The organism is Actinomyces sp. oral taxon 169 (assembly GCF_013394715.1).
GTDB lineage: Bacteria > Actinomycetota > Actinomycetes > Actinomycetales > Actinomycetaceae > Actinomyces.
Window position 1 is genome coordinate 1,274,017 of the sequence record NZ_CP058259.1, and the last position, 13,514, is coordinate 1,287,530.

Below are 13,514 nucleotides of genomic sequence, written 5' to 3' on the forward strand. Positions count from 1 at the left end.
TCTTGATGCGTAACGCCCGCCCCGCCCCCCAGCAGCCCTCCGGTATGCCGTTTGCCAAGTACCGGCCCTTCCTCGACGTCGCCACCATCGACCTGCCCGACCGCACCTGGCCGGACAAGCGCATCACCACGGCCCCCCGCTGGCTGAGCACTGACCTGCGCGACGGCAACCAGTCCCTCATCGAGCCCATGGGGCGCCAGGCCAAGCGCGCCGTCTTCGACCTGCTCGTGAGCATGGGCTTCAAGGAGATCGAGATCGGCTTCCCGGCCGCCTCCCAGACCGACTTCGACTTCGTGCGCTCTCTGGTGGATGACGGCGCGATCCCCGAGGATGTCACCATCTCGGTGCTCACCCAGTCGCGTGGCGACCTCATCGACCGCACCCTGGACGCCTGTGTCGGCATCCCGCGGGCCACTGTTCACCTCTACAACGCCCTGTCGCCCATCTTCCGTGACGTCGTCTTCCGCATGGACCGCGACCAGGTTCGCGAGCTCGCCGTCGACGGCACCCGCCAGATCATGGCCCGCGCCGAGAAGGTCCTCGATGAGGACACGATCTTCGGCTACGAGTACTCCCCGGAGTTCTTCATCGACACCGAGCTCGACTACAGCCTCGAGGTCTGCGAGGCCGTCATGAACGTGTGGCAGCCCGAGGAGGACCGCGAGATCATCCTCAACCTGCCCTCCACCGTCGAGCGGGCCACCCCCAACGTCTACGCCGACCAGATCGAGTGGATGAGCCGCCACCTGTCTCATCGCGACTCGGTGTGCCTGTCCCTGCACAACCACAACGACCGCGGCTCGGGCGTGGCCACTGCCGAGCTCGGCCTCATGGCCGGCGCCGACCGCGTCGAGGGCTGCCTGTTCGGCCACGGCGAGCGCACCGGCAACGTGGACCTGGTGACCCTGGCCCTCAACCTCTTCAGCCAGGGCGTGGACCCCATGCTCGACCTGTCCGACATCGACGAGGTCCGCCGCACCGTCGAGCGGGCGACCGGCATGGACGTGCCCCCGCGTACCCCCTACGCCGGCGAGCTCGTCTACACCTCCTTCTCCGGCTCCCACCAGGACGCCATCAAGAAGGGCTTCGCCGCGCGCAACTCTCAGGTCAGCGCCAAGAAGGCCGAGGGACTGGCCGACGCCGAGGCCGAGATCGCCGTCCCCTGGGCCATGCCCTACCTGCCCATCGACCCTCATGACGTGGGCCGCTCCTACGAGGCCGTCGTGCGCGTCAACTCCCAGTCCGGCAAGGGCGGGGTCGCCTACCTGCTGGGCACCACCCGCAAGCTCGAGCTGCCGCGCCGCCTCCAGATCGAGTTCTCCCGCATCGTCCAGCGCCACACCGACACCTACGGCGGCGAGGTCGACGGTGACCGCCTGTGGTCGATCTTCGCTGACGAGTACCTGCCCGCCGCGGCCGCCCCTGAGGCCGAGCTCAGCCGCTGGGGCCGCTTCGAGCTGCGTGGGGCCACCCTGACCTCCACCGGCGATGACGAGGACTCCACCCTCACCGTCACCTTGGTCGACGACGGGGAGGAGAAGCACCTGACCGCCTCCGGCAACGGGCCCCTCGACGCCTTCGTCACCGCCCTGGAGAGCACAGGCCTGAGCGTGCGGATCCTCGACTACGTCGAGCACGCCCTGAGCGAGGGACGCGACGCGAAGGCCGCCAGCTACGTTGAGTGCGAGGTCGACGGCCAGGTCCTGTGGGGCGTGGGCATCGACCCCTCCATCACCACCTCCTCCTTCAAGGCCGTCATCTCCGCCATCAATCGCGCCCTGCGCTGAGAGGGCGTGAGAGACTGCGCCCGTGACGAGCAGGCTGTACCGGGATGAGGCGATCATCCTGCGCACCTACAAGCTGGGTGAGGCCGACCGCATCATCGTGATGCTCACCCGCCACCACGGACAGGTGCGCGCCGTGGCCAAGGGGGTGCGCCGCACCACCTCCCGCTTCGGCGCCCGCCTGGAGCCCTTCTCCATGACTGACGTCCAGCTCCACGCCGGACGCACCCTCGACGTCGTCACCCAGGCCGAGATCATCGACCCCTTCGGCCGGGCCGTCAGCGCCGACTACGCCATGTTCACCTGCGCCTCGACCATGGTGGAGACCGCTGAGCGCCTCAGCGCCGACGACGGTGACCTGGGCACCGAGGCCAGCCCCCAGCAGTACCTGCTGCTGGCCGGGGCCCTGGCCGCCATGTCCCACCGGCGCCATGCCCCCGGACTCATCCTGGACTCCTACCTGCTGCGGGCCCTGGCCCTGGGCGGCTGGGCGCCCTCGTGCTACGACTGCGCTCTGTGCGGCGTCCCCGGACCCCACCGGGCCTTTCACGTGCAGGCCGGTGGGGCGGTGTGCGAGTCCTGCCGCTCGGCAGGCGCCGTCGAGGTCGAGCCGTCCACGATGGCGCTCCTGGGGGCTCTGCTCTCCGGCGACTGGGGCGTGGCCGACGCCTCCGGTCAGCGCGAGCGCTCCCAGGCCTCGGGACTCGTCTCGGCCTACACGACCTGGTACCTGGAGCGGCGCCTGCGCTCCCTCGCACTGGTGGAAAGGGCATAACCATGACAGACGTCGCCAGAGACATGACGGTCGAGGCCGCCCCGCCCCTGCACCGGCCCGGCCTGACTCCGCCCGTGCTGCCGACCGCCTCCTTGCCCCAGCACGTCGCCGTCGTCATGGACGGCAACGGGCGCTGGGCCAACGCCCGCGGCCTGCCCCGCACCGAGGGACACCGGGTGGGGGAGGCCAATATGCTCGACGTCGCCGCCGGCGCTATCGAGATCGGTGTCAAGGAGCTGAGCGTCTACGCCTTCTCCACTGAGAACTGGCGGCGCTCACCCGGCGAGGTCCGCTTCATCATGGGCTTCGCCCGCAAGGTCCTGCGCGTCCAGCGCGACGTCCTCAACTCCTGGAACGTCAGGCTGCGCTGGATCGGACGCACCCCGCGCCTGTGGAAGTCCGTCCTGCACGAGCTGCGTGAGGCCGAGCGCGTCACCGCGCACAATACGGGCCTGGTCCTCAACCTGTGCATCAACTACGGCGGGCGGGCCGAGATCGCCGACGCCACCCGAGCCATCGCCGAGGATGTCGCCGCCGGCCGCCTCAAGGCCTCCTCCATCAACGAGAGGACCATCCAGCGTTACCTCTACTCGCCCACCATGCGGGACGTGGACCTGTTCATCCGCACCGGCGACGAGCAGCGCACCTCCAACTTCCTCATGTGGTCCTCCTCCTACGCCGAGCTCTACTTCTCACCCCTGGCCTGGCCCGACTTCAACCGCACCGAGCTGTGGAAGGCCTGCGAGGCCTACGCCGGACGCGAGCGCCGCTACGGCGGGGCCGTGGACAAGGTGCTGCACGAGGAGCCCACCGGCGCCGAGGACCCGGAGGACGACGAGGCTGACGAGTCATCGCACCACGACGCTCCGTAGGCAGCCGCCTGGCACAACCCGGCTCGGACACCGGGGCAGTCAGACCTGCTCAGTCCTGTGAGGCGTCCTGGGCCGAGCAGGTGGCGCACAGGCCGAAGAACTCGGCCGTGTGCTCCATCTGGGTGAAGCCCTGCCGCGCTGAGACCCGCTGAATCCACTCCTCCAGCTCGCCGCCGGAAACCTCCACGGTGTAGCCGCAGCGGCGGCACACGATGTGGTGATGGTGCTCCTGCTCCTCACAGGCCCGGTAGAGGACCTCGCCCTCAGCGCTGCGCACCTGGTCCACCGCACCGGACTCCGCCAGCGTCTGCAGGTTGCGGTAGACGGTGGCCAGTCCCACCTTGGTGCCCTCCGCCTCCAGGGCGGAATGGATCTGCTGGGCCGAGCGGAACTCGTCAGTGCGGGCGAGGATGTCGGCGACGGCGGCACGCTGGCGCGTGGCGCGGGGACGCTGCGCCGTGCTGCTTGCGCTCATGATCTGCCTCCTGAGGTGATGTGGTGCCGTCGCGAGCGGCTGACGAGCTGCAGCAGTCCGGACAGGAGGGCGACGACGGCGTAGCCCCCCACTAGGAGTACCACGATCATGGCGCCGGGAGAGGCCGCCACCAGGTAGGTGATCGTCAGACCCGATACGCAGGCCACCACGCCCAGCCCCATCGCCAGGTACATGGTGCGGGCGAAGGAGTGCGAGACGAGCTGGGCGATGGCCACCGGCACGATCATGACCGCCGAGACCAGCAGGGCCCCCACCACCCGCATGGACACCGAGACCGTCAGTGCCGCCACCACCGCCACCAGCACGTTGAGGGCACCGGTGGGCAGGCCGCAGGCGTGGGCGAACTCCTCGTCGTGGCACAGCGCGAACAGCGGGCCGCGCAGCCCCAGCCCCACCAGGAGCACCAGGGTGGCCAGGGCGATGGTGAACCAGGCGTCGGAGACCGAGACCGTGGAGATCGAGCCGAACAGGTAGGAGTTGAGGTTCGTCGTCGTCCCCCCGGCGACGCGAATGAGGATGACGCCCCCGGCGATGCCCCCGTAGAACAGGATCGCCAGGGCCACGTCTCCTCGGGTACGGCCGTTGGCGCGGATGACCTCGATCATCACGGCTCCCAGCACGCTGATGAGGATCGCCCCGGGCACGGCCCAGGCGTCGTGAGGAGTGACGTTGGCGGCGGCCCCGGCCAGCCAGCCCAGGGCGATCCCGGTCAAGGCGATGTGCCCGATTCCGTCGCCCAGCAGCGCCAGGCCCCGCTGAACCAGGTAGGTGCCCACCACCGGGGCGGCCAGCCCCACCAGGACCGCCACGATGAAGGCCCGCAGGATGAGGGGACTGGCGAGCATGTCGGAGACGAACTCGATCATGGGCGGTTGCTCCTACCGGAATGAGGGCGCGTGTCAGGCAGCCGATGGTCGAGGACGGGGGCGTGGTGGGCCGGAGGGCCGCCGGCGTCCGGGTGGTGGTCGCCGTCGGCGCCGTCGCCGCAGTGGGCGCGGTGCGGGTCGCTCTGGGGCGCACCGGCCCCGCTGTCGCGCAGATGAGCGACCTCGCCGGCCGGGCCGTCGGCGACGAGCCGGCCGTCCTGCAGGAGGATCGCCCGCTGGACGACGTCGGAGAGCTCACCCATCTCGTGCAGAACCGTCACCAGGGTCAGCCCCTGTGCGCGCAGCCCTTGAAGGATCTCGGCCAGGGACTCGCGGCTGGCGCGGTCGATGCCGGCCAGGGGCTCATCGAGGATGAGCAGCTCGGGGGAGCGGACCAGGGCACGGGCGATGAGGACCCGCTGGGCCTGCCCACCGGAGAAGACCTGGACGTGGTCCGCGGCCCGGTGGGCCAGCCCGACGGCGTCCAAGGCGGCCATGGCCTTGCGTTTGGCGGCCCGGCCCCGGTCGGCCCAGGGGCGGCGCGGCCCCAGGAGCCCGGAGCGCACCACCTCCAGGGCGGTGGCCGGGACGCCGGAGCCGGCGCCGATCCGCTGGGGGACGTAGCCGACCCGCTCCCAGGGGACCCTGTGGCGGCGCGAGGTGGGGGTGCCCAGGAGCTCGATGCTGCCGCCGGACAGGGGCACCAGCCCCAGAACGGCCTTGACGAGGGTGGACTTGCCCGAGCCGTTGGCGCCCAGGATCGCCACGGACTCGCCGCCGCCCACGGCCAGGCTCACGTCGTCCAGGATGAGGGAGGAGCCCAGGACGACGCTGAGCTCACGGACCTTGATGGCGAGCGCGGACGACGCCGCCCGGGGGGAACCGGACGGCGTCGTCACAGACGCTGGTGAAGGTGGAGATGATGAGGTCATACGGTTGCGATCATGCCAATCTGAGGGGGGCGTCATCTGTTCGGGAACCCGGGCTCGGCGGCCGGGCCCTGAGGCTACTTGCACACCATGGCGGACTTGAGCCGCTCCAGGTTGGTGGTCATGGCGTCGGTGTAGTCGCCCCGCTCGGGCTTGGACTCCAGGGGACTGAGGACGCTCGTCTCCGCCCCGGTCTCCGCGGCGATCGCCTTGGCGGGGGCGTCGGAGACCAGCTCCTCGGTGAAGATCGTCTTGACCCCCGTCTTCTCGACCACCGACTTGATGTTGGCCATCTCGGCGGGGCTGGGCTCGGTCTCCGGGTCGATGCCGGAGATGGAGGCCTGGGTCAGGCCGTAGCGCTCGGCCATGTAGCCGAAGGCGGCGTGGGAGGTGATGAAGGTCTTGTGCTGGCAGCTGGTCAGGCCCTGCTTGTACTGGTTGTCCACTCCGGTCAGCGCCGTCTTGAGCTTGTCCAGGCCCGCCTTGTAGTCGTTGGCGTTGGCCGGGTCGATCTTGGCGAAGGATGCCTCAAGGGCCTCGGCCACCTTGACCATGCGGTCCGGGTCGAGCCAGAAGTGCGGGTCGAGGTCGCCGTCGTGCCCCTCACCGCCCTCGGCGTGCTCGTCGTGCTCGGCCTCGCTGGCCTGCGCGGTGGCGGCGGCACTGGCCGAGGCGCCGTCGGTGGCCTCCTCGCCGTGCTCGTGCTCCTCCTCAACCCCCTCGTGGTGGACGAGGTTGGCCGGCTTGCTCAGGTCCACCACGGTGGGGCCGGAGCCGACCTCCTTGACGGCCTTGTCCAGGGAGGGCTGGAAGCCGGGGACGTAGGCGATGATGTCGGCCTTGCCCAGCTCGGCGGTCTCCTTGCCGGAGAGCTCGAAGTCGTGCGGCTCGACGTTGGAGGGGGTCACGGTGGAGACCTTGACGAGCTTGCCGCCAATGGACTCGGCCAGGTACTGGATCGGGTAGAAGGACGTGGAGACCGTCAGGGTCTTGCCCGGGGCGATCGTGTGCGGCGCCGATGCGTCTGACGAGCTCTCGCCCTTCAGGGCACTGCACGCGCTCATGCCGGCAGCCAGCATCAGGGTGGCTCCGAGCGCCACGACGCGGTGGAGACGACGGGAACGAGCCTGTGAAACATTCATGCGAATCATTCTCATACTCTGTCGGTCCTGCGTCAAACTCGGGGCGAGCCCGCGTGTGCGCTGCTGAGAGCCGGTTTGGGCGGCAGTCGGCAGGGCCTTCCCGGTGGGGTGTGCGCTCCCGCGGTGCGACGGGCCCCTCACCGACGCTCGGCCCCTGTCCGCCTAGACTGTCACCACTCGTCCCCACCAACCAGGCGGGACCACGACCACTCCTGAAGGAGCATCCGTTGGCATCCACCCCTTCACGCCTCGACGCCGTCATCAACCTCGCCAAGCGGCGCGGCTTCGTCTTCCCCTGCGGCGAGATCTACGGCGGAACCCGCTCGGCCTGGGACTACGGGCCGCTGGGCGTCGAGCTCAAGGAGAACATCAAGCGTCAGTGGTGGCAGTACATGGTCCGCTCGCGCGACGACGTCGTCGGGCTGGACTCCTCCGTCATCCTGCCGCGTGAGACCTGGGTCGCCTCCGGTCACGTCGGCGCCTTCACCGACCCGCTCGTGGAGTCCCTGCACACCCACAAGCGTTACCGCGCCGACCAGCTCATCGAGGACTACGCCGCCCGCAAGGGCCTCGACCCCGAGAACGTCACCCTCGACATGGTTCCCGACCCGGTCACCGGCCAGCCGGGCTCCTGGACCGAGCCGCGCGAGTTCTCCGGCCTGCTCAAGACCTACCTGGGTCCGGTCGACGACGAGTCCGGCCTGCACTACCTGCGCCCCGAGACCGCCCAGGGCATCTTCATCAACTTCGCCAACGTCATGAGCGCGGCCCGCAAGAAGCCGCCCTTCGGCATCGGCCAGGTGGGCAAGTCCTTCCGCAACGAGATCACGCCGGGCAACTTCATCTTCCGCACCCGCGAGTTCGAGCAGATGGAGCTGGAGTTCTTCTGCGAGCCGGGCACCGACGAGGAGTGGCACCAGTACTGGATCGACTACCGCAAGGCCTGGTACACCGACCTGGGCATCAGCGAGGACAACCTGCGCCTCTACGAGCACCCCGCCGAGAAGCTCTCCCACTACTCCAAGCGCACCGTGGACCTGGAGTACCGCTTCGGCTTCCCCGGCTCGGAGTGGGGCGAGCTCGAGGGCATCGCCAACCGCACCGACTTCGACCTGTCCACCCACGCCGAGCACTCCGGCAAGGACATGTCCTACTTCGACCAGACCCGCTCCGAGCGCTGGACCCCCTACGTCATCGAGCCCTCCGCCGGCCTGACCCGCTCACTGATGGCCTTCCTCGTGGAGGCCTACACCGAGGACGAGGCCCCCAACACCAAGGGCGGCGTGGACAAGCGCATCGTGCTCAAGCTCGATGCGCGCATCGCCCCGGTCAAGGCGGCCGTCCTGCCGCTGAGCCGCAAGGAGGAGCTGACCGGGCCGGCCAAGGAGCTGGCCGCCCGCCTGCGCCGCTCCTGGAACGTGGATTACGACGACGCCGGCGCGGTCGGCCGCCGCTACCGCCGCCAGGACGAGGTCGGCACGCCCTTCTGCCTGACCTACGACTTCGACTCGCCCGAGGACGGGGCCGTCACCGTGCGCGAGCGCGACACGATGACCCAGGAGCGCATCCCGCTCGAGGGCGTCGAGCGCTACCTGGCTGAGCGCCTCATCGGCTGCTGAGCAGCACCGAGCAGGCCGGCAGTCTCACTGAAGTCTCGCCGGCCCGGCCACCATCCGGGTCCCGCCCCGTGTCCCTGGCTCACCTCAGGGACACGGGGCGGGCATGATGGGATGGTGAGCACCAACTCGACCTCCCCGAGCAACGAGTCCGTCCCCGCCGAGAGCCTTCCCGAGCCGCCGGCCGAGGAGGGCCGGGACATCAGGGGTCACGGCCATCACAGCAGCAGCGGCCACAGTCACTCCCACTCCGGGCCCCTGGACCTGGATGCGGGGGAGGTCCGCCGGGTGCGGATCGTGCTCGGCGCCATCGTCGGCGCCCTGGTCCTGGCCACCGTCGTCGGGCTGTTCGTGCTCTGGCCCGGCAAGAGCTCACTGATCGGCTCGCGCTCCTTCACTGCAGAGGGCGGCTCGGTGGGCAAGGCCACCATCACCTCCACGGACCTGTCGGGCTGTCAGAGCTCGGTGAGCGCCCTGACGGAGGTCAACGGCGTCAAACCGGAGGAGTTCGCCAAGGGCCACGTGTGCGCCCGCATCACCGAGGGGGAGGGCAAGGGCCTGGTCATGCCGGTCCAGCTGGTGGGTGAGCCGCGCAAGCTCGCCCACGCCGGTGACCGGCTCGTCGTCCTCTACTCGCCTCAGGCCATCCTGTCCGGCTCCCCCTACTCCTTCATCGACTACCAGCGTCAGCTCCCGGTCGGCGCCCTGGCGGTCGTCTACCTCGTACTCGTCGTCGCCGTGGCCGGGCGCAAGGGCGTCCTGAGCGTCCTGGGCCTGCTGGTGGCCACCGGCGTGCTCGCCTTCTTCATGATCCCGGCGCTCCTGGCCGGCTCCCACCCGCTGGCGGTGACCCTGGTCGGATCGATGGCGATGATGCTAGCGGCCGTCTACGTGGCCCACGGCGTGTCCATCCGCACCACGACCGCCCTGCTGGGAACGGTGGCCGGCATCGTGCTGACCGTGCTGCTGGCCCTGTGGGGGACCGACGCCGCCCACCTGACCGGCGATGTTGACGAGACCGCTCGTCTGCTGGCCTCGCGCACGCATATCGATCTGCAGACGCTGCTGACCTGCGGCATGGTCATCGCCGGGCTCGGCGTCCTCAACGACGTCACCATCACCCAGGCCTCCTCGGTGTGGGAGCTGCACGCCGCCAACCCGCTGCTGTCGCGCACGCGCCTGTTCACCGGCGGGATGAGGATCGGCCGGGACCACATCGCCTCAACGGTCTACACCCTGGCCTTCGCCTACGCGGGCACGGCGCTGCCCCTCATCCTGGCCGCCGCCCTCATGGACCGGGCCGTGCTGGACACCATGCTCTCGGGTGAGATCGCCGAGGAGATCGTGCGCACCCTCATCTCCTCCATCGGTCTGGTCCTGGCGATCCCGGCGACCACGGCGATCGCGGCGGCCCTGTGCCGCGTCACCCCGGTCCTCGACGAGTAGACGCCCAGCCGATGACCGGCCTCAAGGACCCGGCGGGCCGCCGTCTCAGCCGCCGGAGACGTCGGACTCGGCCTGGCTGAGCATCTCGCGGTGGGCCGCGTCCAGGGTGGGGGAGTCCAGCCAGCCGTCGGGAAGACGGGGAGTCTTGGGGCTGCCGGCCCGCCCTCGGGGGCCCTCGACGATGTCGCCGGGGTAGTCCACGACCTCGGGCAGGCGCGAGCGCATCCGTGCCAGACCTGCGTCGAGCTCGTCCAGGCTCCGGATCCCCATGAGGTCGGCGCGCGCCGCGCCGCCGACCGGGTAGCCCTTGAGGTACCAGCCCACGTGCTTGCGCAGGTCGCGCACCCCTCGGTCCTCACCCATCTCCTCGGCCAGCATCCGCCCGTGGCGACGGATGACCTCGATGACGGCGTCCAGGTTCGGGCGGGTGCGCGTCGGCGAGCCGTGCATGGCCGCCACGATGTCGGCGAACAGCCAGGGCCGTCCCTGGCAGCCGCGACCCACGACGACGCCGTCGCAGCCGGTGGCCTCCATCATGCGCACCGCGTCGTCGCCCAGCCAGACGTCCCCGTTGCCGAGCACCGGCAGGTCAGTGGCCTCCTTGAGCCGGGCGATCTCCTCCCAGCGAGCCTGGCCCGAGTAGTGCTGGCGCGCGCTGCGGGCGTGCAGGGCCACGGCGGCGATCCCAGCGTTCTCGGCGGCGCGGGCGGCGTCGAGGAAGGTCTCGTGCTCCTCGTCGATGCCCAGGCGCATCTTCATGGTCACCGGCACCTGCTGCGCCCGCCCGACGGCGCGGACGGCGGCCTCACTGGCGCGCACCGCCTCGGTGAGGATCGCCGCCAGCAGGTCTCGCTTCCACGGCAGCGCCGCCCCGCCGCCCTTGCGGGTCACCTTGGGGACCGGGCAGCCGAAGTTCAAGTCGATGTGGTCGGCCAGATCCTCCTCCACCAGGATCCGTACCGCGGCCCCCACCGTGGCCGGATCGACCCCGTAGAGCTGGATGGAACGCACCCTCTCGGCCGGGTCGGTGCGTACCATCGCCAGGGTACGCTCGTTGCGCTCCACCAGGGCTCGGGTGGTGACCATCTCCGTGACGTACAGGCCCGCCGGGGCCAGCAGGCCGCCGTCGGGCGTGGGCAGCGGACCGGAACAGGAGGGCCTCAGCGACTCCGGCAGGGCGGCCTCGGCCATCTCCCGGCACAGGCGGCGGAAGGAGGCGTTGGTGACTCCGGCCATGGGGGCGAGCTCGACGGGGGTGGGAACCACCAGCGGCCCGATGCGCAGCGGCGCGGGCACTCGGCCCGAGGCGCAGGTGTCGGGGAGGCGGGGGGAGGTCTCACTCATCGTCACCCCGACATGCTGACACACTGCGGGTGCCAGGCCTGTGACCGGCCCCGCCCTGCGACCCGGAACAGACACAGGTATAGACCACTTGTGAAGGAAGTAACAGGGAAGGATCGGTATCAGCGTATGACGAACGACTGATGGCGAGTGCTGATGCGCGTTACCTTGTGTGCTTGTGCTGATGAACGAAGAGACCGAGCCGTCGATATCGCGTTCCGTCGTCGTGACCGGAGCCTCCCGAGGAATCGGGGAGGCGGTTACGAAGGCGTTCCTGGCACAGGGCGACCGGGTGGCGGGCATCTCCCGCTCCGGTGAGGCCCCCGACGGCGCCCTGGCCCTGGCCGCCGACGTCACCGACCCCGACGCCCTGGCCGCCGCCCTGTCCGCCGCCACCGAGGCTCACGGCCCCATCGAGGTCCTGGTGGCCTCGGCCGGCATCAACCGGGAGTCACTGGCCGCCCGTACCTCCTCCCAGATGTGGGACGAGGTCATCTCTGCTGACCTGACCGGCACCTTCAACACCGTGCGCGCCGTGACACCGGCCATGATGCGGGCCCGCAAGGGACGCATCGTCCTGGTCTCCTCGGCCATCGCCGCGCGCGGAGGCGTGGGCCTGTCGGCCTATGGCGCCGCCAAGGGCGGTGTGGAGGGGCTGACCCGCTCCCTGGCCCGCGAGCTCGCACCGCGCGGCATCACCGTCAACGCCGTCGCCCCCGGCTTCGTCACCACGGCGATGACCGCCTCCCTGCCCGACGACATCCGCACCGCCTACCTCGAGCAGATCCCCCTGGGACGCTTCGCCGATGTCACCGACATCGCCGGCCCCGTCCTCTTCCTGGCCTCACCCGCGGCCGCCTACGTCACCGGCGCGATCCTCGGCGTCGACGGCGGCCTGGGCATGGGGCGCTAGGCGCGCGGCGGGGCGCGAGACGTCGTCGGAGCCGTATCCGGGCGGTGCCGCGGTGCCGTAGGGTAGAGACGTGACAACGGATCCCATGCGCCGGCTCGTGCTCGTCCGACACTCCAAGGCCTCTCACGACGCCGTCACCGACCTGGAACGTCCTCTGACCCCCAAGGGCACGGCCCTGGCCGGCCTGCTGGCCAAGGAGCTGCGCAAGCGCCTGGAGACCACCGACCTGCTCCTGGTCTCCCCGGCGGCCCGGGCCCGCGAGACCGCCCGCCCCATCCGCGACCGCCTCGAGCCCACGGACACCCTCGTGCGCGAGGAGATCTACAACCTGGGCCCCAACGGCATCCTCAAGGTCCTGGCCGAGGATGGTGCTGACGCCAAGACGGTCGTCGTCGTCGGCCACGAGCCCACGATCTCCGTGCTCGCCCACATCCTCCACGACACCGACGACGACCTTGCCTCCCAGATCTCCTTCGGGGTGCCCACGGCCACCGCCGTCATCATTGATGTCCCCGGCACCTGGGCGGACCTGGAGCCCAAGGGCGCCCGCATCCGGGAGATCTTCACCGCCCGCAAGCGCGACTGAGGCCGGACCTCCCCGAAACCGCAGCCGGTCAACCCCCGATCAGCTGCAGGACGGCACGCAGGTCACGCACGTGGATGGCCGCGTCGGCCTGCTCAACGACCACCGGCTTGGCGCAGAACGCCACCCCCAGCCCCGCGGCCTCCAGCATGCCCAGGTCGTTGGCCCCGTCACCCACTGCAATGGTGCGCTCCATGGGCACACCGTCCTGCTGGGCCCAGGCGATCAGGCAGCGGACCTTCTCCTGACGGTCCACGATCCGCCCCATCACTCGGCCGGTGAGACGGCCCTCGACCACCTCCAGGCGGTTGGCCGCCACGTGGTCGATGCCCAGCCGCTCGGCCAGAGGCACCACGACCTCCTCGAAACCTCCCGAGACGACCCCCACCCGGCAGCCGCGTGCGTGCAGCGCCTCAATGAGCTCGGCCGCGCCCTGAGTGGGGCGAACCTCGGCCAGGACCTCCGCGAAGACCCCCTGGGGGACACCGGCCAGCGTCGCCACCCGCTCGCGCAGGGAGGCCGCGAAGTCCAGCTCGCCGCGCATCGCTCGGGCCGTGACCTCGGCGACCAGCGCGTGGGTTCCGGCGCGCTCGGCGATGAGCTCGATGACCTCCTGCTCGATGAGGGTGGAGTCCACGTCCATGACCAGCAGGCCGGGGCCCTCAGTCACTAAGGGGCCCTCGCTCAGCGCCCTGCTGAGCTCCGCGGAGTCGCCGGCACGGTGTCGAGAGGTGTCGCTCATGGCTCCATG

At 70.4% G+C, this 13,514-nt stretch carries 13 protein-coding genes; 7 read left to right on the plus strand and 6 right to left on the minus strand.

Features of this window, described 5'->3' with window-relative positions; genetic code table 11:
- Window positions 1–5: 5 nt before the first annotated feature.
- The 3 genes from leuA to uppS are packed head-to-tail and all read left to right on the plus strand — an operon-like array spanning window position 6 to window position 3,431.
- Window positions 6–1,787: a 2-isopropylmalate synthase gene (gene leuA, locus HW274_RS05495; protein ID WP_185989405.1), complete on the plus strand. Its 1,782-nt coding sequence runs from the start codon at window positions 6–8 to the stop codon at window positions 1,785–1,787.
- A gap of 22 nt (window positions 1,788–1,809) precedes the next feature.
- The gene (gene recO / locus HW274_RS05500; protein WP_185989406.1) at window positions 1,810–2,559 is read left to right on the plus strand and encodes a DNA repair protein RecO; all 750 of its coding nucleotides are present in this window, start codon (window positions 1,810–1,812) and stop codon (window positions 2,557–2,559) included.
- Window positions 2,560–2,561: 2 nt separating this feature from the next.
- Entirely contained in the window at window positions 2,562–3,431 is an 870-nt protein-coding gene (gene uppS, locus HW274_RS05505) for a polyprenyl diphosphate synthase (protein WP_185989407.1), read from the plus strand.
- Between the two features lie 49 nt (window positions 3,432–3,480).
- Here the strand turns inward: uppS and HW274_RS05510 are convergent, their stop codons facing one another.
- From HW274_RS05510 to HW274_RS05525, 4 genes are all read right to left on the minus strand, one after another.
- Entirely contained in the window at window positions 3,481–3,906 is a 426-nt protein-coding gene (locus HW274_RS05510) for a Fur family transcriptional regulator (RefSeq protein ID WP_185989408.1), read from the minus strand.
- Window positions 3,903–4,793, minus strand: a complete 891-nt coding sequence (locus HW274_RS05515; RefSeq protein ID WP_185989409.1) for a metal ABC transporter permease — start codon at window positions 4,791–4,793, stop codon at window positions 3,903–3,905. Before HW274_RS05515 ends, HW274_RS05510 begins: the two co-directional genes overlap by 4 nt.
- Complete coding sequence (locus HW274_RS05520; protein WP_185989410.1) at window positions 4,790–5,725, minus strand: metal ABC transporter ATP-binding protein; 936 nt, start codon at window positions 5,723–5,725, stop codon at window positions 4,790–4,792. Before HW274_RS05520 ends, HW274_RS05515 begins: the two co-directional genes overlap by 4 nt.
- Before the next feature lie 74 nt (window positions 5,726–5,799).
- A complete protein-coding gene (locus HW274_RS05525; protein WP_185989411.1) occupies window positions 5,800–6,864 on the minus strand; it encodes a metal ABC transporter substrate-binding protein in 1,065 nt (354 codons plus the stop codon).
- 227 nt (window positions 6,865–7,091) lie between these two features.
- Here HW274_RS05525 and HW274_RS05530 point away from each other — a divergent pair, with 227 nt between their 5' ends.
- The gene (locus HW274_RS05530; protein ID WP_075404094.1) at window positions 7,092–8,483 is read left to right on the plus strand and encodes a glycine--tRNA ligase; all 1,392 of its coding nucleotides are present in this window, start codon (window positions 7,092–7,094) and stop codon (window positions 8,481–8,483) included.
- Between the two features lie 111 nt (window positions 8,484–8,594).
- Window positions 8,595–9,926 (plus strand): YibE/F family protein, encoded by a 1,332-nt coding sequence (locus HW274_RS05535; protein ID WP_185989412.1) that lies wholly within the window; start codon window positions 8,595–8,597, stop codon window positions 9,924–9,926.
- A 45-nt stretch (window positions 9,927–9,971) separates the two neighbouring features.
- On the opposite strand, the gene dusB is transcribed toward HW274_RS05535, so the two are convergent.
- Entirely contained in the window at window positions 9,972–11,270 is a 1,299-nt protein-coding gene (dusB, locus tag HW274_RS05540) for a tRNA dihydrouridine synthase DusB (protein ID WP_185989413.1), read from the minus strand.
- Between the two features lie 181 nt (window positions 11,271–11,451).
- On the opposite strand from dusB, the gene HW274_RS05545 reads away from it, so the two are divergent.
- Both HW274_RS05545 and HW274_RS05550 read left to right on the plus strand, forming a co-directional pair.
- A complete protein-coding gene (locus HW274_RS05545; RefSeq protein ID WP_185989414.1) occupies window positions 11,452–12,180 on the plus strand; it encodes an SDR family oxidoreductase in 729 nt (242 codons plus the stop codon).
- 85 nt (window positions 12,181–12,265) lie between these two features.
- A complete protein-coding gene (locus HW274_RS05550; protein WP_185989572.1) occupies window positions 12,266–12,766 on the plus strand; it encodes a histidine phosphatase family protein in 501 nt (166 codons plus the stop codon).
- A gap of 28 nt (window positions 12,767–12,794) precedes the next feature.
- On the opposite strand, the gene serB is transcribed toward HW274_RS05550, so the two are convergent.
- Window positions 12,795–13,505 (minus strand): phosphoserine phosphatase SerB, encoded by a 711-nt coding sequence (gene serB, locus HW274_RS05555; protein ID WP_185989415.1) that lies wholly within the window; start codon window positions 13,503–13,505, stop codon window positions 12,795–12,797.
- Window positions 13,506–13,514: the final 9 nt, after the last annotated feature.